Source organism: Escherichia sp. HH26CH (assembly GCF_009820205.1).
GTDB lineage: Bacteria > Pseudomonadota > Gammaproteobacteria > Enterobacterales > Enterobacteriaceae > Escherichia > Escherichia coli_F.
In genome coordinates, this window is record NZ_VNXM01000005.1 from 46,498 (window position 1) to 66,794 (window position 20,297).

The 20,297-nt window shown below is 51.0% G+C and carries 15 protein-coding genes; 5 read left to right on the forward strand and 10 right to left on the reverse strand.

Annotated elements, in window-relative coordinates; genetic code table 11:
- Position 1: 1 nt before the first annotated feature.
- Both prfB and lysS read left to right on the forward strand, forming a co-directional pair.
- Positions 2-1,100, forward strand: a protein-coding gene (gene prfB / locus FQ015_RS00685) for a peptide chain release factor 2 (RefSeq protein WP_001701073.1) whose coding sequence is annotated in 2 segments (ribosomal slippage) — positions 2-76 and positions 78-1,100 — 1,098 coding nt in all. Because the reading frame shifts where the segments join, the coding sequence is not laid out codon by codon here.
- Positions 1,101-1,109: 9 nt separating this feature from the next.
- Entirely contained in the window at positions 1,110-2,627 is a 1,518-nt protein-coding gene (gene lysS, locus FQ015_RS00690) for a lysine--tRNA ligase (RefSeq protein ID WP_160523577.1), read from the forward strand.
- A 42-nt stretch (positions 2,628-2,669) separates the two neighbouring features.
- On the opposite strand, the gene idi is transcribed toward lysS, so the two are convergent.
- On the reverse strand, positions 2,670-3,218 hold the full coding sequence (idi, locus tag FQ015_RS00695; protein WP_096986670.1) for an isopentenyl-diphosphate Delta-isomerase: 549 nt from the start codon (positions 3,216-3,218) through the stop codon (positions 2,670-2,672).
- Between the two features lie 54 nt (positions 3,219-3,272).
- Between idi and FQ015_RS24055 the strand changes: the two genes are divergently transcribed.
- Positions 3,273-3,365 carry a hypothetical protein gene (locus tag FQ015_RS24055; RefSeq protein ID WP_223344823.1) on the forward strand — a complete coding sequence of 31 codons (93 nt, stop codon included), beginning with the start codon at positions 3,273-3,275 and terminating at the stop codon, positions 3,363-3,365.
- Here the strand turns inward: FQ015_RS24055 and yqfG are convergent.
- Entirely contained in the window at positions 3,340-3,465 is a 126-nt protein-coding gene (yqfG, locus tag FQ015_RS00700) for a protein YqfG (protein ID WP_001050745.1), read from the reverse strand. The genes FQ015_RS24055 and yqfG overlap by 26 nt on opposite strands.
- Position 3,466: 1 nt before the next feature.
- A complete protein-coding gene (uacT, locus tag FQ015_RS00705) occupies positions 3,467-4,915 on the reverse strand; it encodes a urate/proton symporter UacT (protein WP_105271611.1) in 1,449 nt (482 codons plus the stop codon).
- 435 nt (positions 4,916-5,350) lie between these two features.
- On the opposite strand from uacT, the gene ygfT reads away from it, so the two are divergent.
- Together ygfT and FQ015_RS00715 are read left to right on the forward strand one after the other, a co-directional pair.
- On the forward strand, positions 5,351-7,270 hold the full coding sequence (gene ygfT / locus FQ015_RS00710; protein ID WP_039020577.1) for a formate-dependent uric acid utilization protein YgfT: 1,920 nt from the start codon (positions 5,351-5,353) through the stop codon (positions 7,268-7,270).
- Positions 7,270-7,758: a 4Fe-4S dicluster domain-containing protein gene (locus tag FQ015_RS00715; RefSeq protein WP_000838422.1), complete on the forward strand. Its 489-nt coding sequence runs from the start codon at positions 7,270-7,272 to the stop codon at positions 7,756-7,758. The genes ygfT and FQ015_RS00715 overlap by 1 nt, the downstream gene beginning before the upstream one ends.
- A 35-nt stretch (positions 7,759-7,793) precedes the next feature.
- On the opposite strand, the gene ghxQ is transcribed toward FQ015_RS00715, so the two are convergent.
- The 7 genes from ghxQ to ygfK all read right to left on the reverse strand — a co-directional run bounded on the left by ghxQ (position 7,794) and on the right by ygfK (position 20,222).
- Entirely contained in the window at positions 7,794-9,161 is a 1,368-nt protein-coding gene (gene ghxQ, locus FQ015_RS00720; RefSeq protein ID WP_000012163.1) for a guanine/hypoxanthine transporter GhxQ, read from the reverse strand.
- Between the two features lie 35 nt (positions 9,162-9,196).
- Positions 9,197-10,513: a guanine deaminase gene (guaD, locus tag FQ015_RS00725; protein ID WP_160523605.1), complete on the reverse strand. Its 1,317-nt coding sequence runs from the start codon at positions 10,511-10,513 to the stop codon at positions 9,197-9,199.
- Positions 10,514-10,530: 17 nt separating this feature from the next.
- Positions 10,531-11,931, reverse strand: a complete 1,401-nt coding sequence (gene xanQ, locus FQ015_RS00730) for a xanthine/proton symporter XanQ (RefSeq protein ID WP_039020574.1) — start codon at positions 11,929-11,931, stop codon at positions 10,531-10,533.
- 164 nt (positions 11,932-12,095) lie between these two features.
- A complete protein-coding gene (locus FQ015_RS00735) occupies positions 12,096-14,966 on the reverse strand; it encodes a molybdopterin-dependent oxidoreductase Mo/Fe-S-binding subunit (protein ID WP_160523578.1) in 2,871 nt (956 codons plus the stop codon).
- Positions 14,963-15,742, reverse strand: a complete 780-nt coding sequence (ygfM, locus tag FQ015_RS00740) for a molybdopterin-dependent oxidoreductase FAD-binding subunit (protein WP_160523579.1) — start codon at positions 15,740-15,742, stop codon at positions 14,963-14,965. The genes FQ015_RS00735 and ygfM overlap by 4 nt, the downstream gene beginning before the upstream one ends.
- A 50-nt stretch (positions 15,743-15,792) precedes the next feature.
- A complete protein-coding gene (gene ssnA, locus FQ015_RS00745) occupies positions 15,793-17,121 on the reverse strand; it encodes a putative aminohydrolase SsnA (protein WP_160523580.1) in 1,329 nt (442 codons plus the stop codon).
- Between the two features lie 2 nt (positions 17,122-17,123).
- Positions 17,124-20,222 (reverse strand): putative selenate reductase subunit YgfK, encoded by a 3,099-nt coding sequence (gene ygfK / locus FQ015_RS00750; protein ID WP_160523581.1) that lies wholly within the window; start codon positions 20,220-20,222, stop codon positions 17,124-17,126.
- Positions 20,223-20,297: the final 75 nt, after the last annotated feature.

Consider the following 20,297-nt stretch of genomic DNA (forward strand, 5'->3'; position numbering starts at 1 on the left):
CATGTTTGAAATTAATCCGGTAAATAATCGCATTCAGGACCTCACGGAACGCTCCGACGTTCTTAGGGGGTATCTTTGACTACGACGCCAAGAAAGAGCGTCTGGAAGAAGTAAACGCCGAGCTGGAACAGCCGGATGTCTGGAACGAACCCGAACGCGCACAGGCGCTGGGTAAAGAGCGTTCCTCCCTCGAAGCCGTTGTCGACACCCTCGACCAAATGAAACAGGGGCTGGAAGATGTTTCTGGTCTGCTGGAGCTGGCTGTAGAAGCTGACGACGAAGAAACCTTTAACGAAGCCGTTGCTGAACTCGACGCCCTGGAAGAAAAACTGGCGCAGCTTGAGTTCCGTCGTATGTTCTCTGGCGAATATGATAGCGCCGACTGCTACCTCGATATTCAGGCAGGTTCTGGCGGTACGGAAGCACAGGACTGGGCGAGCATGCTTGAGCGTATGTATCTGCGCTGGGCTGAATCGCGTGGTTTCAAAACTGAAATTATCGAAGAGTCGGAAGGTGAAGTGGCGGGTATTAAATCCGTGACTATCAAAATCTCCGGCGATTACGCTTACGGCTGGCTGCGTACAGAAACTGGCGTTCATCGCCTGGTGCGTAAGAGCCCGTTTGACTCCGGCGGTCGTCGCCACACGTCGTTCAGCTCCGCGTTTGTTTACCCGGAAGTTGATGATGATATCGATATCGAAATCAATCCGGCGGATCTGCGCATCGACGTTTATCGCGCATCCGGCGCGGGTGGTCAGCACGTTAACCGTACCGAATCTGCGGTGCGTATTACTCACATCCCAACCGGGATTGTGACCCAATGCCAGAACGACCGTTCCCAGCACAAGAACAAAGACCAGGCCATGAAGCAGATGAAAGCGAAGCTTTATGAACTGGAGATGCAGAAGAAAAATGCCGAGAAACAGGCGATGGAAGATAACAAATCTGACATCGGCTGGGGCAGCCAGATTCGTTCTTATGTCCTTGATGACTCCCGCATTAAAGATCTGCGCACCGGGGTTGAAACCCGCAACACGCAGGCAGTGCTGGACGGCAGCCTGGATCAATTTATCGAAGCAAGTTTGAAAGCAGGGTTATGAGGAACCAACATGTCTGAACAACACGCACAGGGCGCTGACGCGGTAGTCGATCTTAATAATGAGCTGAAAACGCGTCGTGAGAAGCTGGCGAACCTGCGTGAGCAGGGGATTGCCTTCCCGAACGATTTTCGTCGCGATCATACCTCTGACCAATTGCACGCAGAATTCGACGGCAAAGAAAACGAAGAACTGGAAGCGCTGAACATCGAAGTTGCCGTTGCTGGCCGCATGATGACCCGCCGTATTATGGGTAAAGCGTCTTTCGTTACCCTGCAGGATGTGGGGGGCCGCATTCAGCTGTACGTTGCTCGTGACGATCTGCCGGAAGGCGTTTACAACGAGCAGTTCAAAAAATGGGACCTCGGCGACATCCTCGGCGCGAAAGGTAAACTGTTCAAAACCAAAACCGGCGAACTGTCTATCCATTGCACCGAGCTGCGTCTGCTGACCAAAGCACTGCGTCCGCTGCCGGATAAATTCCACGGCTTGCAGGACCAGGAAGCGCGCTATCGTCAGCGTTATCTGGATCTCATCTCTAACGATGAATCCCGCAACACCTTTAAAGTGCGCTCGCAGATCCTCTCTGGCATTCGCCAGTTCATGGTGAATCGTGGCTTTATGGAAGTTGAAACGCCGATGATGCAGGTGATCCCAGGCGGCGCGGCGGCGCGTCCGTTTATCACCCATCACAATGCGCTGGATCTCGACATGTACCTGCGTATCGCGCCGGAACTGTACCTCAAGCGTCTGGTAGTTGGTGGCTTCGAGCGTGTATTCGAAATCAACCGTAACTTCCGTAACGAAGGTATCTCCGTACGTCATAACCCAGAGTTCACCATGATGGAACTCTATATGGCTTACGCGGATTACAAAGATCTGATCGAGCTGACCGAATCGCTGTTCCGTACTCTGGCACAGGATATTCTCGGTAAGACGGAAGTGACCTACGGCGACGTGACGCTGGACTTCGGTAAACCGTTCGAAAAACTGACCATGCGTGAAGCGATCAATAAATATCGCCCGGAAACCGACATGGCGGATCTGGACAACTTCGACTCTGCGAAAGCGATTGCTGAATCTATCGGCATCCACGTTGAGAAGAGCTGGGGTCTGGGCCGTATCGTTACCGAGATCTTCGAAGAAGTGGCAGAAGCACATCTGATTCAGCCGACCTTCATTACTGAATATCCGGCAGAAGTTTCTCCGCTGGCGCGTCGTAATGACGTTAACCCGGAAATCACTGACCGCTTTGAGTTCTTCATTGGTGGTCGTGAAATCGGTAACGGTTTTAGCGAGCTGAATGACGCGGAAGATCAGGCGCAGCGCTTCCTGGATCAGGTTGCCGCGAAAGACGCAGGCGACGACGAAGCGATGTTCTACGACGAAGATTACGTCACCGCACTGGAACACGGCTTACCGCCGACAGCAGGTCTGGGAATTGGTATCGACCGTATGGTAATGCTGTTCACCAACAGCCATACCATCCGTGACGTTATTCTGTTCCCGGCGATGCGTCCGGTAAAATAAGCATTACGTTATGCTCACAACCCCGGCAAATGTCGGGGTTTTTTAATTGTGCTGCGCGAAAGCAGACAACAATTTTCTTGCTTCACTATTGGCTGCCTGCATCACCATCCACGGACTGAACGCCCACGGCGTGGCATCAATACCGCGTAAAACCGCTGCTAAATCACACCATTGATAATCCATCACTTCATCATCGTTGATCTGTAACGCACTGGTCGTGCGTGCGGCAAATACCGGACATACTTCATTTTCTACAATGCCATTCGGATCGGTGGCGCGGTAGCGAAAGTCAGGATAGACCGGTTCTGGTGCTGTTATTTCCACACCCAGTTCAAAGCGGCAACGGCGGATCACCGCGTCTTCGTTGCTTTCGCCCAGTTGTGGGTGCCCACAAACCGAGTTAGTCCACACGCCCGGCCATGCTTTTTTGCTAAGGGCGCGGCGGGTAACTAATAATTGCCCTTTGGCATTAAACAGCCAGCAGGAGAACGCGAGATGTAAGAGAGTGTCTGCCGTGTGTGCGGCATACTTTTCCAGCGTACCCGTGGGAACTCCCTGTGCATTCAATAAAATGACGTGTTCCGTTTGCATAATTTCTCACATGTAATTCTAATCACTCATCATTATAGATAATTGAAGAGTGAAATGATTAACCAAGTGAGCGTTTATCGACAACCGCCCGTTTTGAGCGGATGTCGACAGGTAAAACCATTTAAAAAAGCAGCATCATATATTTGAAGCGACTTTCAATGGCCATTGCAACACAGTCAGAAATGACAGGAATAGAGAGAGTAAAAAGCAACAACAGACTGAATATAGCGCGCATTAAAAGATTCATATTATTCTCCATGCTCATTTTTCTTCAGCTTGCGCATCAGAAGCCACATACGTACTGTCCTGACTTTTAAATCTTTATCAGAGACGGATTCCTTCACCAGATCAGCATGATGCTGATAGCCATTAAAGAAGACGTTCAGCACAACGGCGCTAAGGGTTGCGAGCATAATGCCGCTATGCAGCAACGGTTGCAGTACGGCCGGTAACTTAGAAAAGAAATCGTGAGAGAGCGTCGGAGTCATGCCAACGCCGAGACTGATCGCCACAATATAGAGGTTGTAACGGTTAGTGGTGTAGTTACAGCGCGACAGAATTCGAATCCCCGTCGCCAGTACCATGCCGAACATCACCAGCCCTGCGCCGCCAAGCACAAATTGCGGAATCGAGGCTACCAGCACCGCCATTTTGGGCACCATGCCAAACATGATTAATATGATCCCCGAAGAAATACACACCCAGCGACTATGAACGCGCGTCACGCTAACCAGGCCAACGTTTTGAGAAAATGACGTGTGGGGGAAGCTGTTAAACGTTCCGCCTATCATTGTCCCTACACCATCGACACGCAGCCCGCGAATAATATCGTGCGAAGAGAGTTTACGACCGACTATTTCACCCAGTGCCAGGAACATCCCCATCGACTCGATAAACACGATGATTAACACAGCGGTCATGGTTAGAATAGAAACGGGGTCAAATACCGGCATACCAAACGACATTGGGGTGACAATCGCAAACCACGAAGCATCATGTAGCCCGGACAAATTGACTTCATTCATCATCCACGAAAGTAAAAAGCCAAATACAATCCCCAGTAATACGGCGACGTTGGACATAAATCCTTTCGCATAGCGAGTAATGAGCAAGATAAAAATTAAGACGGCAAAGGAGATACCTAAATAAACGGGATTACCATATTGCGGATTCCCTTTACCTCCAGCGGCCCAGTCAATACCGACCTGAATAATGCTAAGCCCGATAGAAGTAATAACCACACCGGTAACCAGTGGCGGGAATAAAGGCATTAAGCGACCGATAAGTGGTGCTAATAATGTGGTGATAAATCCCGCGGCGATAGTGGCACCAAATATCCCCAGCAGGCCGATATCCGGGTTCATGCCAATGGCTATCATTGGTGTTACAGCAGCAAAGGTTACCGACATAATCACCGGCAGACGGATCCCCATAAAGCGGCCGATACCGATACATTGTAATAATGTGACGATCCCGCAGCAAAAGAGATCCGAGCTAATGAGCATCGCAATAGCTTCTTTTGAGAGGCCCAGTCGGTCACCAATCATAAGAGGAACAGCGACTGCACCTGCGTACATTACAAGGACGTGTTGCAGACCGAGTATGATCAGCTTTCCTGGTGATAATATGCGGTCAACCTCATCAGTTGGGCGGTCTTGCCCTTGAGATGAGGGAAGTTGGGAATCTATGGCGCTCATCAGTGTTTCTCCTTTCGCCCGCCAGAGTAAAAAGCAACCGTTTACGTTATTGAAACTGTCTAAACATATGCTCGTGGAATGCCAGTTTTTGCGAGGAAGGGGAGTTAGAGACAGGAATTGCGGAGGCAATCACATAATCGTGGTTAAACCATGAAAATGAGAAGAGAACCTGACAATGGAATTATCTGTAATTTTCTCATATTGATATTTCATTAATCATTCTGGCATGTCGCACTCTCGCATTTAATCGTTTTTATCTGGATAGCGCTCTTTTGGTCGGCAATGTTGAAATAATGAAAGCGGCACAGATTGAGGGGCAATAATTTGAACTCAGTCGCAAAATTATAATTAAAACGGTCATGCTACCTAATATATGCCCGTTTATTGCATCGCGAAATTTGAGAAGACATAACTCATTAAATGAAAGGGATGCAAATGAATAAGTTTATCGCTGCTGAAGCTGCGGAATGTATAGGCTGTCATGCCTGTGAAATTGCCTGTGCGGTGGCACATAATCAAGAAAACTGGCCGCTGAGTCACAGTGACTTTCGACCGCGTATCCACGTTGTAGGGAAAGGCCAGGCTGCGAATCCGGTGGCCTGCCATCATTGCAACAATGCCCCTTGCGTTACGGCTTGTCCGGTTAATGCTCTGACTTTCCAGCCCGATAGCGTACAACTGGACGAGCAAAAATGTATTGGTTGTAAAAGATGCGCAATCGCTTGCCCCTTTGGCGTCGTTGAGATGGTCGATACGATTGCGCAGAAATGCGACCTTTGTAACCAGCGCAGTTCCGGCACGCAAGCCTGTATTGACGTATGCCCAACACAGGCGTTACGGCTGATGGACGATAAAGGGTTGCAGCAGATAAAGGTGGCCCGCCAGCGCAAAACGGCAGCAGGAAAAGCGTCATCAGACGCTCAGCCATCTCGCAGTGCAGCGTTGCTCCCCGTTAACTCGCGTAAAGGCGCAGATAAAATTTCAGCGAGTGAACGGAAAACCCACTTTGGCGAAATTTATTGCGGGCTGGATCCACAACAAGCGACTTATGAGAGTGACCGCTGTGTTTATTGCGCCGAAAAAGCTAACTGCAACTGGCATTGCCCGCTGCATAACGCTATTCCGGATTACATCCGTCTGGTGCAGGAAGGAAAGATTATTGAAGCGGCAGAACTTTGCCACCAGACCAGTTCCTTACCAGAAATCTGCGGCAGGGTATGTCCACAGGACCGTCTTTGTGAAGGCGCATGTACTTTGAAAGATCACTCTGGCGCAGTCTCTATTGGTAATCTGGAACGCTACATCACCGATACTGCGCTGGCGATGGGCTGGCGTCCTGATGTCAGCCATGTTGTTCCCCGTATCGAAAAAGTGGCGGTGATTGGCGCTGGGCCTGCAGGGTTAGGGTGTGCTGATATTCTGGCGCGCGCGGGAGTTCAGGTTGATGTCTTTGATCGCCATCCAGAAATTGGCGGTATGCTGACTTTTGGCATTCCTCCTTTCAAACTCGATAAAACGGTATTAAGCCAGCGGCGAGAGATATTCACCGCAATGGGAATCGACTTTCATCTCAACTGTGAGATTGGCCGCGATATTACCTTTAGCGATTTAACTTCTGAATATGATGCCGTTTTCATCGGCGTGGGGACTTACGGGATGATGCGAGCAGATTTGCCGCATGAAGATGCGCCCGGTGTCATTCAGGCTCTACCGTTCCTGACCGCCCATACTCGCCAGTTGATGGGATTGCCGGAATCTGAAGAGTATCCGCTGACGGATGTTGAAGGTAAGCGAGTCGTGGTATTGGGAGGTGGCGATACGACAATGGATTGTTTGCGTACCTCCATCCGCCTCAATGCCGCCAGCGTGACCTGCGCGTATCGTCGTGATGAAGTCAGTATGCCGGGCTCGCGCAAAGAGGTGGTCAATGCGCGCGAGGAAGGTGTCGAGTTTCAGTTCAATGTTCAGCCGCAATATATCGCTTGTGACGAAGATGGGCGTTTAACTGCGGTGGGCCTTATTCGTACCGCTATGGGTGAGCCGGGTCCGGATGGACGCCGTCGTCCTCGTCCGGTAGCGGGTTCAGAGTTTGAGCTGCCTGCCGATGTTCTGATTATGGCCTTTGGTTTCCAGGCGCATGCCATGCCGTGGTTGCAAGGCAGCGGAATTAAGCTCGATAAATGGGGCCTGATTCAAACCGGGGACGTCGGGTATTTACCCACCCAGACGCATCTGAAAAAAGTCTTTGCTGGTGGGGATGCAGTTCATGGCGCGGATCTGGTTGTCACGGCAATGGCCGCAGGAAGGCAGGCGGCGCGCGATATGTTAACTCTGTTTGATACGAAGGCATCGTGATGAAATCGTTAATTATCGTTAATCCGGCTGACTGTATTGGCTGCCGTACTTGTGAAGTGGCCTGTGTGGTCGCTCACCCTTCAGAACAGGAGTTGAATGCCGATGTCTTTTTGCCTCGGCTGAAGGTACAGCGACTGGACAGCATCAGTGCGCCGGTGATGTGCCATCAGTGTGAAAACGCCCCTTGTGTTGGCGCTTGCCCCGTGGGAGCGCTGACGATGGGCGAGCAGGTGGTGCAGGCCAATTCTGCCCGTTGTATTGGCTGTCAGAGTTGCGTCAGTGCGTGCCCGTTTGGGATGATAACCATTCAGTCGTTGCCGGGGGATACCCGGCAACAAATTGTGAAATGCGATCTCTGTGAACAGCGGGAAGAGGGGCCTGCCTGCGTTGAATCTTGCCCGACACAGGCGCTGCAGTTGCTTACTGAAAGAGAACTCAGGCGAGTCCGCCAGCAGCGTATTGTTGCCAGCGGTGAGAATCCTCTCTGAAAGAATTCTCCGCGCTGAAAGGCGCGGAGAATCTATTAGATAGCCCATCCACCCGCGTAAAATGCGACCAGTGCGGCAGTAATGATTACCGTACCAATATTCAGCTTTTGCCATTCGCGTGCAAAGACGCGGCCTACGACCAGTGTCACAAAGCCCAGCATAATACCGGTAACGATATTACAAGTCAGAACGATAAACACGGCACACACCAGGCCAGCCATTGCGTCAATAAAATCGTTGAAATCCAGCTTCGAGACGTTACTTAACATCAGCAAACCTACGTACATCAGAGCGGGTGCAGTGGCGTAACCAGGGATCAAAAATGACAGTGGTGATAAAAACAGAATCAACAGGAATAACGCCCCCACTACGGTTGCGGTCAACCCTGTTTTACCCCCGGCGGCGGTTCCTGCCGCTGATTCGATATAAACCGCTGCGGGCGCAGCACCCACCAGGCCGGAGAATATTGAACTTACTGAGTCACTGGTCAGGGCTTTACCGCCGTTGATGATCTGGTTGTCTTTATCTAACAAATTCGCCTGACCGGCGACGGCACGGATGGTACCGGTGGCGTCGAACACTGCGGTCATCACCAATGCCAGTACACTCGGAAGTACAGTTGGCTGGAGTGCCCCCATAATATCGAGGCTGAAAATCAGAGACTTACCATCTTCGCCAGTCAGACTGGGCATCGCCACCAGACCGTGGTACTTCACCGCTGGATCAAAGATTAAGCCGATGATCGAAATTGCAATAATCACCAACAAGATCCCGCCAGGTACGCGGCACTTTTCCAGACCGAAGATGACCGCCAGACCCAGTAAGCTCATCATCACCGGGAAGGAGGTAAACGCACCGAGCGCCACCGGCAAGCCTTCAATCGGGTTTTTGATAACCATTCCCACACCGTTAGCAGCAATCAGCAGCAGAAACAGGCCGATACCGATACCTGTGCCGTGAGCGATACCCATCGGTAAATTACGTAATATCCAGGTTCGCACACCGGTTACAGAAATGGCGGTGAAGATGACGCCCATCAGAAAGACCGCACCCAGTGCGACAGGAACGCTAATTTGTTGCCCGAGTACCAGACTGAATGCGGTAAATGCCGTTAAGGAAATAGCGCAACCAATCGCCATTGGCAAGTTGGCCCACAAGCCCATCAGCAACGAGCCGAAGCCCGCGACCAGACAGGTGGCAACAAACACAGCTGCGGGAGGAAAACCTGCTTTGCCCAGCATTCCCGGAACGACGATAACGGAATAAACCATGGCCAGAAAGGTCGTTAAGCCAGCCAGTACTTCCTGACGAACGGTACTGCCACGAGCGGTAATTTTAAAATAATTATCCAGCGCGCCTTGTGGCTTTGGTGCGTCCGGTGTTTGTAGGATGTCTCCAGACATAATGATGTCCTCACGAGGATGTTAAAGTTTTATTATTAGTTGCGTTCGTACACCAGACGACCATCAACGTAGGTGCGGTAGATCGAACGGTCATCGCCCAACGTCATCATCACGAACAATTTGTCGACTAAAGAAACAGAGTTGTCATAGCGCAGCTGCTGTAGCGGGGTGGCGGTGGGTTCCATCACCACGAAATCAGCCTCTTTGCCAGGTAAAAAGTTGCCAATCAAATCGTCAAGGCCCAGAGATTTCGCCCCGCCGAGCGTGGCAAGGTAAAACGCTTCATATGCCGAGAGGCGATAGCCTTGTAATTGCAACACTTTGTAGGCTTCGTTCAGCGTTTGCAGCATGTTGAAAGTTGTTCCTGCGCCAATGTCAGTCCCCATGCCCACTTTGACTTTCTTCTGCCATGCTTTTTTCAAGTTGAATAAGCCACTGCCGAGGTAAAGGTTGGAGGTAGGACAGAAAGCAATGCTGGATTTGGTTTCGCTGAGACGATCCCACTCTTTCTCTTCGAGATGGATGCAGTGAGCGAAGACACAATTTTTACCTGTCAGACCGTACTGATGGTAAACATCCAGATAACCATCATGGTCAGGATAAAGCGATTTGACCCAGGCAATTTCATCTTTATTTTCACAAAGATGGGTATGTACCCATGTGTCGGGATACTCTTCTTTCAGGCGTTGCGCCATCGCCATCTGTTCAGGAGATGAGGTTGGGGCGAAGCGTGGCGTAATCGCATACAACAGACGACCATTTTTGTGCCAGCGTTCGATCAGTTCTTTGCTTTGGTGATAGCTGCTTTCGGCAGTGTCGAGCAGATAATCCGGTGCGTTGCGGTCCATCATCACCTTACCGGCAATCATACGCATATTGATATGACTGGCGGCTTCAAACAGCGCATCAACGGATTGCGGATGAACGGTACCAAACACCAACGCTGTGGTGGTTCCGTTACGTAAAAGCTGCTTGATGAAGAACGCCGACATTTCGCGGGCGTACTCTAAATCCTCATAACGACGTTCAGTAGGGAAGGTGTGTTTATTCAACCACTCCAACAATTGTTCACCATAGGCCCCAACCATTTCACTTTGCGGATAATGGATATGTGTATCGACAAAGCCCGGTACTACCAGTTTGCCGCGATAGTCGCGCACGCGAATGGTGTCAGGAATTTGATGCTTTCCGTCTTCCCATTCGCCAAACCATTCCACTTTTCCCTGTTTAATGAGTAATAAACCATCCTCAATAAACCGCAGCGCAGAGGCAATCTCTTCCGGGTTATCGACCGTACGGGTGACATCAATAAAACTGCCTCGTACCGCTTTTAACGTGTGTTCTCCTGACATCATTGACTCCTTTACTGTTAATCTATCTCTTCCGCTGAGGTAATACCAGGCAGAACGTTTTCCTGTCGGTAGCCACCAGGGAGGATAATATTTAATAAAATCGCAGTTAACCCACCAGCACAAATAGGGTTTTCAACTAATACATAAATAGAGGCTGGCAATATTTTAAAAATTTCCGGATCGTAGGAGACGCCAAGCCCTAAACCTAAAGAAGTGGCGACAATAAGTGTTTCACGGCGCTTTAATCCGTTGGTGATGATGATGCGAATCCCAGCGATGGCAATCATGGAAAACATCAACGTCATTGCGCCTCCCAGAACAGCCGAGGGAATGGTCGTGAAGAAGCCGCCAATCATCGGAAACAAGCCGAGAATAACCAACATGACCGCGATGGTTCGCCCGACATAACGTGAAGCGACACCGGTCATCTGAATAACCCCATTATTTTGCGCAAACGTGGTTAACGGTAATGAACCGACAGCGGAAGCGATAACCGAAACCAGGCCATCTGCCAGTACGCCGCCTTTCAGACGCGACTGATACTCTTCTCCCTGGATGGGGCGGCGGGAAACCATTGCCGTGGCGGTGATATCCCCGACAGCTTCCAGCACGCTAAGCAAATAAATCGTGCCGACCACCAGGAACTGATGGAAGCTGAAACTAAACCCGTATTTGAACGGATGCGGGATGGTGATTAACGGCAAATTGCGCATACTGCTGAAATCCACCATGCCCAGGCATAACGACGCGATATAACCGACACATAGCCCAATGGCAATCCCTCCCATGCGTAGTAACGGACTGCGGCAGCAGTTAAAGCCGATCACCACAATCAAAACCAATAAACCAACGCCGAGATGTTCGTAATTGCCGAACGTACCGCTGCTTTTGGCAGCAAATCCTCCACCAAAATCGATAATGCCGACTTTAATCAGACTTAAGCCGATCATCAGCACCACAATGCCGCTAACGGTAGGTGTAATAACCCGACGTAAATAGGGCAGGATAAAAGAAGAGCCGACAACCAGAAATGCGCCAACGAAGGAGACGCCGAGAAGCGACGACATGATTAACTCTTCGTGAAAACCATCGCTTTTCATGCTGCTGCCCAGCGCAATCATGACTGTAACAAATGAAAAATTGACTGACTGAATTGAGAGTAGGCCAGAACCGACGATGCCATAGCGGTTTACCTGTAACCAGGTACCAATACCAGAGGCGATCATCGCCATAGAAACAAGATAGGCGGTTGTTTCAGCGGAAAGCTGTAAGGCCGCACCCACGATTAACGCAGGGGTTACCATCGGAACGAAAATTGCCAACAGATGGGTAATGGCACCAACGAGAGCCTGATGAAAGGGAGGGCGATCCTCCAGTTCAAATATAAGGTCAGAACCTGCATGGTTTATATCAGACATCCCTTCACTCCTTTTAAAGTAAATTTGATCATCTGAATCAGTAAAATAAATTCCCACGAATTTGGGGCGCAGGACGCCTTGAGAACGGCTTATCTCATTTTCGCAGTCACTATTTAGTCATCGTTCAAACAGAGAAACAGGCCGCCGAAGCGGCCATTTATTATTTATATTTTTTCCAGCGCGGTGAGTATTTTCTCCGGTGTGAAATGCCATTCGCGTAACCAGATGCCGCAGGCATCGTGAATTGCGGTAGCAATCGCCGGAGCTGCGCCATTTACACCGATTTCTGAGATTGATTTCGCCCCGAATGGGCCGACTTTATCGTCGCTCGGCACCAGCACAGCGCGGAAATCACGCGGAATGTCACCAATTTTCGGTGCGCCGTAACTGCGTAAATCACGCGTTAACGGGTGGCCTTCGGCGTCATAAATGATTTCTTCGCTCATACTGTGCCCGATAGCACGCAGGGTGGCTCCGTAGATTTGTCCCAACGCTAACTCTGGATTGACCGGTGTACCACAGTCCAGCAAGGCATAGAATTTATCCAGGCGGATTTCACCCGTACGTGTGTTGACGGCAACTTCAGCAAAGTTTGCGCCATACGGGAAGGCGAAATCAGGCGTGATATAACTGGCAGTTCCCACCAGTGAACCAAAACCGGTGCCGGTTTCGCCTTTATGGGCAATATCCCCGAAACTAACTTCGCCTTTCTTGCCGCGCACGACGCCCGGCGTTGCTAGTTGAACATCTGCCACTGGCTCACCCAACATTTGCGCGCCGTGGAACAGAATTTTCTCCCGCAGATTTTCCGCTGCCAAACGCGCCGCGTTACCCGAGAAGCAAGTACCGGACGAGGCATATGCGCCTTTATCAAACAACGCATGATCGGTATCACCGGAGATAACATGCACGTCCTGCGGTGGGCAGTGCAGCACTTCTGCTGCCAGTTTCGTCACCACAGTATCCAGACCAGTACCAATATCCGCACCGCCAGAATGAACGATAAAGGTACCGTCTGATTCCAGTTTGATCATGCAGTTAGCCTGATCGATATCCGGGATCCCTGATTTCTGCATGATAATGGCGACGCCACGACCGATGTGCCAGTCACCGTTTTGTGGTTTTGGTGAAGACCATTGGATCATCTCGCGACCCTGACGCAGGATCTCTTCCAGTGCGCAGCTGGCGGCGGAAGGAACGGAGGTCGGCGCTTTACCTTCACCGATTGCACCGAGAATTTTCAGCTCTTGCCCTTCGTGTACCCGGTTACGTTCGATAATTTCCAGTTGGTCGATCTGTAACTGTTCAGCCAGTTCGGCTAATGCCATGGTGATAGCGAAGTTACCTTTCGGTGCGCCATAACCCTGATAAGCACCATTTGGGCAAATGTTGCTGTAGTAGGTGGTGACCTGGAAATCGACGTTATCGCACGGATATAACGGCAGCGACAGCGCCGGTCCGTTACACGGTACGGTGAGTGAGTGGTTGCCGTAAGGGCCTGTGTTGGCGCGGAAATCCATCTTCACAGCCGTCAGGCGACCATCTTTCTTTGCCCCCAGTTTGACGGTGACTTTCGCGACGTGACGAGAGGTGTTAGCAATAAACTCTTCTTCACGGGTGTAGCGGAACAGTACCGGACGCCCGGTCACGCAGGTTGCCCAGGCGCACACTTCTTCCAGCAGGATGTCCTGTTTAGACCCAAAACCGCCGCCAACTCGCTCTTTAATGACATGAACTTTATGTTGTTTCATGCCCACGAGGCGCGCGACCTGGCGGCGTAAGTGCCATGGTACCTGGGTGGAGGCGTGGATAACCAGACGATCGCCGTCCATACGGGTAAAGCAGATATGAGTTTCAGTCGGGCATTGCTGCGCCTGAGTTGAGTTATAGGTTCGCTCAATGATCACATCGGCATCGGCAAAGCCTTTATCCATATCGCCAATATGACCATGAATACTGGCGGCGATATTTTTACGAGGGCGAGAACCGATAGGGAAGTTGATAATCATATGCTCGCCGCGCTGGGCTGCATGGCTGTTATCGTCTTCCAGAGTGTCTGGCGCACCCGCCACATACACCACCGGTTCATCGTGTACGACAGGCGCATCTTCCGCCATTGCCTCGTCAATCGACATTACCGGCTTAAGCACTTCATATTCAACGTCGATGAGCTTCAGTGCTTCGAGCGCAATTTCTTCACTTTCAGCGACTACCGCAGCAACGCGATCGCCGACGTGACGCATTTTCTTGCCGAACATACGGCGGTCAAGCGGTGACGGTTCCGGTGCGCTCTGACCACCCGGGGTGTAGTAGATATCCGGGCAATTCAGATGAGTAATAACGTGAACGACGCCTGGTAAGGCTTCAGCTTTGCTGACATCCAGGTGAGTAATCAGTGCGTGAGCGTGAGGGCTACGTAACATTTTAATGACGCAGGCGTCAGCCGTTACGCGGTCTTCAACATAGCAGGGTTTCGCCTGCACCATTTTTGCGGCATCAGTTTTAGGATAATGCTTACCAATGACTTCAAGGTCATTGCGGAAAGTCGGAGCGATATCAATGGTGGCCTGCGGGTTATTTTTACGTGCAACCGCCAGTTCAATGACCTGATAGTATTGTTGCCAGCCTGCATCGCGACTGAACAAACCAGAAAGCGCGTCGTCGATCTCTTCGCGGGTCGGTGCGGCGATACGCTCGAGCAGATCAGTGATAATCAGAGCAGCAGCTGGATCGTTATAACCAGACTGCACCACGCCAACATCAACCATTGCCTGTTGAACCAGACTTAACTCGTTCCATTTTCCCAGAGACTCTGCGGTACGAATATTAGCCTTCTCTATCTGTGCGGCAATAAGTAAGGACGCGTTGACGATATTACCGTTAAAGATAATTGCGTCAGAACCGGCAAAACCGAATCCATCATCGCTGTTGCGTACAGAGTGCATTCCCATGTTAAACAACAGCTTTTGCACGTTTTCACCAGGATTAACGGTTAGCTCCTGGGGCGTGCCATTTAATGTAAAGTGGATGATCATACGGCTTCCTCCCCAGCCTGTTGGCAGTCGGCATAAAGGTCGGCTACCAGAACTCCCGTGATATAGCGTTTATAGGCCACGCTGCCCCGCAAATCTTCCTGCGGGAAAATGGCGTTGGCGACAGCCTGTTCAAGGGCATCGCCTTCCAGGTTTTGTTTTTCAACATCGTGCAGACGCAGTGCTTTACTGGCCACGCCATCCAACGCAATTCGCATACCGTCGTGATCGGTTAACGCAACGGCTGCCGTTACTACCGTTAACCCAGCCTGAGAACGGCTAATTTTGCGAGTCGCACAGGTGCGATACGGATCTTTAATGATGATTTCGGTTAGCAGGTGATCGCATGGGCAGGCCAGGTACTCCTCAATTGACAGAGTTTCACCGTTGCCAAAAACCAGTTCGGCATCCAGTGCCAGCAGGACGGGAAGCAGCACCGACTCTTCCTGCCGGGCGGCGATTTCACCACCAATGGTCGACTGATTACGAATATGGCGAGAGTAGACAAAGCCGAGGGCCTCACGCAGTGCTGCAGGAATAAACCGTGCATCACGTAGTGTTTGCAAGCGAGACATTGCGCCAATCCGCAATGCACCGTTATCCCAGTCAACCCAGTCCAGTTCCAGATCCTGTAAGGATATGGCAATCTTTTTATCGGTACGGGTTGGTGTGGCGTTGAGTTTACTGCCTCCGGCAAACCAGACAGCTTCATCCTGATAGCGGCGCTTCAGTTCCAGCGCCTGTTCGACAGAGTCGGGCCTGAAAAATTGTTCAATCATCTTCTTTCCTTATTTAACCCTCTTCCCTGCGGGAAGAGGGTATTTGTCATTTATGCCAGCGCATCCATCCGACGCCACATACTGGCAGCGGCTTTTCTGGCTTGCGCATAAATGGAATCGCAATCGAAGTTAAACTGACGGTCTTCATAGACCATCATGCCATTGACCATCACGCTATGAACGCTGCCTGAACCCATGCCGAAAGCGATATGTCCAGCGATATTGTCTGCCAGCAGTGGCGTCGGCGAGTTGTAATCGCAAATGGTTAAATCGGCTTTATAACCGGTTTCCAGCAGGCCAAATTTCGCGCCAAAGTTGCGGCTCATCAGTTCGTTGCCGTTAGCCAGAGCTTTGGCAAAGCTGTCAGGCCACAGCGGACCACCCGCATCGCGATGTTTAAAGAAGGCAAATTTCATCTCTTCAAACATATCTGAACCAATACCGTCCGTACCCAACGCCAGATTGCGGATGTCGCAAAGATGATGGTTGTAGCCGACATGGTTGTTCATGTTTGAACGGGCGTTATGCACCAGGAATGCATCACGCTGATTGAGCAACGCGATGTCGTCTTTAGACAGATAAAGCCCATGAGCGACCAGCGTTTTGCTGTCGATGAGATCGAATTGCGCTAATCGTGCCAGCAGATCTTTGCCGTACCAGTGATGACTATGGGAAACATCGTAAAGGTCTTCCGCAGCGTGAATATGTAAACCACGGCCTGTGGCTTTCACGGCCTCACGCAGCATTTCCAGACCGGCATCCGGCACAGTAAACGGCGCGTGAGCACCAATATGAGCCTCTACCAGATACGGTTCAGTTGCCGCTTTCTTCGCATCATCAATCTGACGGGCGAAGCGGATATTTTCCTCTACTCCTTCCTGTAGTTCTTTAATGCCGTTGTTACGGTCAGTGGTTTCAAAACAGGTCATCGCACGCAGGCCAACTTTTAAAAATGCGTTGCGCAATGTGGAGAGCGACCCGCTGATATACGCCGGAGAGGCATGGTGATCGATAACAGATGTACAGCCGCTCTTAATCGCTTCCAGTGAACAAATCAGCCCGCTGTAATAGAGCGACTCTTCATCAAGGGCGCGATCGAGCCGCCACCAGAGATTTTTCAGCGTTGAAATGAAATCCGGGCAGGGGGCGATGTTTGCCATAATTCCACGGGAAAGCCCCGAGTAAAAATGGTTGTGCGAGCAGACAATTCCCGGCATCACAATCCGACCATGCATCTCTTTGTAGTTGGCATCGGGGTAGCGTTGCGTCAGCGCATCGCCGATAGCGACAATCACATCATTTTCGATGGCGATATCAACGCCTTCCTGCACTTTCGCCGGGTGTAACTGCACTGCGGTGACATTCTTCAGAATCAACATGATTACACCTCCACGCGGCCCAGCAGATAATGATGATGCTGGTGGACATGGCTAATGATGCGGCACATATCGTTCAGCTCCGGTGGTACGTTGTTGAACTGACCTTCGCTGTCGATGTTTAACACCCAGCTTTGGTTATTCAGACGTATGCGTACCTGGCAATCTTCCACAAGGAAGCCTGGGTTGCTGCTGTTATCAAAGTCTTGCGACAGGCTGAATACGGTGATTTTGTCTTTATATGGTTTACCGTTCCACGGGCAGAACTGGGCGCAGTTGCCGCATTCGTTACAGTAAGCGTCGAGGTGCAGCGTCTGGAAACGGTTCTGGAATCCAGGGACCGCAATTGAGACATTGGCGCGGTTAGGGCAGACATCCACACACTTGCTGCAAACGTAGTTACATTCAAGACAGCGAGAAGCTTCCTGAGCGACAAACGCATCACGATCGTCGCTATCCACTAGGGTGATAGAGATATCGCCTTTGCGTTGATAGATTTCCGCCGGATTGACGTTGTTCCAGTATTTATCGTTCTGGTGGGAACGGATATTTTCCCGACTAAGGATGGCATCGGTCGCCCGACGCGCGGTTCCGACAGCAGCGACAATGGAGGATGGTCCGCGCTGTACGTCGCCGATCATAAAGACGTCAGTCAGACGAGTTTCGCCATTATGGTCGACGTCTGGCCAGCCATTTTTGTCCAGCGGCACGCCCATCGCATTCAGGGCTTCAGTATCCTGCTGTTCGCCAATGGCGGTGATCAGGCTGTCTACATGCAGTGTTACTGTTTCGTTGGTTTCAACCGGACGGCGACGACCTTTCTCATCAGGTTCGCCAAGCGACATAACGCGCAAGGTTAAGGTGCCATCAGCATCGAAACGTTCCGGATTATTCAGGAAACGGAACTCCACGCCGTCGTGCAACGCTTCTTCATACTCTTCGCGCCATGCGGGCATCTCTTGCAGTGAACGACGATAAACGACCGTTGCTTTTTCTACGCCTGGAACGCGTAACGCCGCACGAGCGCAGTCCATTGCGGTGTTACCCGCCCCGACAACGACCACATGCTTGCCCAGCTTGAGCGTAGTGCCTTTGTTGTATTCACGCAGGAAGGGGAGTGATTTCCACACATTTTGGTTGTCGCCCGCCAATTTCACACCGCTATTTTTATCAGTGCCGGTGGCAATCAGAACATAGTGGAAGCCCTGATTTTTTAACTGTTCAACGGTCAGATCGGGTGAGCAGCCATACTCAAATTTCACGCCGTGAGCGGCAACAAAATCGATATCGTGCTGAATTAACTCTGCAGGAATACGGAACTGAGGAATGATATTTTTCACCACGCCGCCCGCATTGGCTTCGCGTTCAAACAGCGTAACCGGATGGCCCGCTCTGGCAAGGAAGTAACCTGCTGCCAGACCCGCCGGACCTGCACCAATCACGGCAACCGGATGGCGTGAACCAGAACCGGCTGGTTTGTGCCAGCGTTGCTTATATTCATCCCAACCTTTTTCCAGCGCGACTTTTTTCAGTTCGCGGATATTCAGCGCACTGTCGTAATCCAGGCGGGTACAGTTGTATTGGCACTGGTGATCGCAAATATGACCGGTAATGGCGGGCAGGGCGTTGCGTTGGTAGATGAGTTCCAGTGCGTCGGCATAGCGGTGTTCGCCAAGCAGACGGATGTATTCCGGAATATCCTGTTTAATGGCGCAAGCAGTAACGCACGGTGCAACGTAGCAGTCGGTCAGCGGCAGGTCTTCTGCCACTTCAATACGCTCTTCTGGCTTCCAGTGTTTCTGCGTGTATTCCATGGTTAACGCGTCTGCTGCCAGTTTGTTCAGTCGTTCGACGTCAACATGGTCAAGCCCCCAGGCGTCGGAGCCTTCCAGCTCGCGCATGCAGGCACTTAAGCGCAGATAGCCGCCGGGTTTCAGCAGGTCGGTTGCCATAGTAATAGGGCGAATACCAGTATCAAAAATATCGCGGATAGTCAGCTGACTGGCACCACCGGAATAAGAAATGGGCAGTTTGCCGTCAAAGGCGCGAGAGAGAACTGCTGCAACATTGATGGAGAGCGGGAACAGCGCACGGCCTGACATATACATCTCTTCACCAGGCAGTGCGCCTTTATTGTTGATGGTGCCGAGAGTGTTAGTCAATTTTACGCCAAAGCCGAGTGATTTTTCTTTTGCCAGTACCATCAGGCGTTCCAGCATTTCCAGCGCTTGCGTCAGCTTGAGGTCGTGATCAAATGACTCTTCTTTTAAGCCAATGTAACCGAAACCGCAGACATTGAGGATCTCACGAACACGCGCGTACCCCAGTAAGGTCGGGTTGAGTTTCACAAAGGTATTGAGCCCTTTTTCTTCCAGCATGTAGCGGCAAATGGCTTCGATTTCATGCGGAGGACAGCCGTGCATCGTGGAGAGGGTAACGCCTTGTACCATGCTGGTGGGGATGCGTGCCGGTAAGGCCTGCAAGCATTCGCGTTTTTCCTGTAAGCCGTGGCGGGCTAAAAATGCGTCATCCTGGAGTAATTTATTCAGCGTATCGCGATATTGAGCGAATTTCGGATGGTCAGATGCGTCCATCATATTGTCGATGAACTGTTGCATCGGCGGTTGCTTAATACCTTCGAGGTTGTAACCGACGCTCATATTAAAGATGAACGATTTACCGGAATCAGAAGGCTGGAACATCGCTTCGAGAAGGTGCAGGGCAAACCAGGCTTTGAGGTATTCATCCCAGGCTTTAAGCAGGGTAAATTCGGTAGACCATTCGGTGTTAAAGCACTCGTCTTCAGCGTCGATACAGGGCTTTTCCAGTTCCAGGCGGTCAAGAATTTGGACAGTTTTTAGTTCGATGAAGCGTCCGCCAGTCAGCCAGGATGTGACAATATTTTGCGCGAGCTGCGTGTGCGGACCAGCGGCAGGGCCGACGGGAGTGGCACAGGTTTCACCGAAGACGCTAACAGTTTTACCTTTTACGGGTGAGTAAAACTGTTGCTCGGGAATACCAAAGATTGAGCGTTGTTGTTGGTATTCATCAAATATGCGCGTCAAAAGTTCCTCAAACGGAATGGGACGCATAATATCCCCCATAACCCTCTCCTTAGCTTATACAGATATCATTGAGTGACCGGTGTTGAGAAATCCGGTGGTTTAGGGGGATAGAGC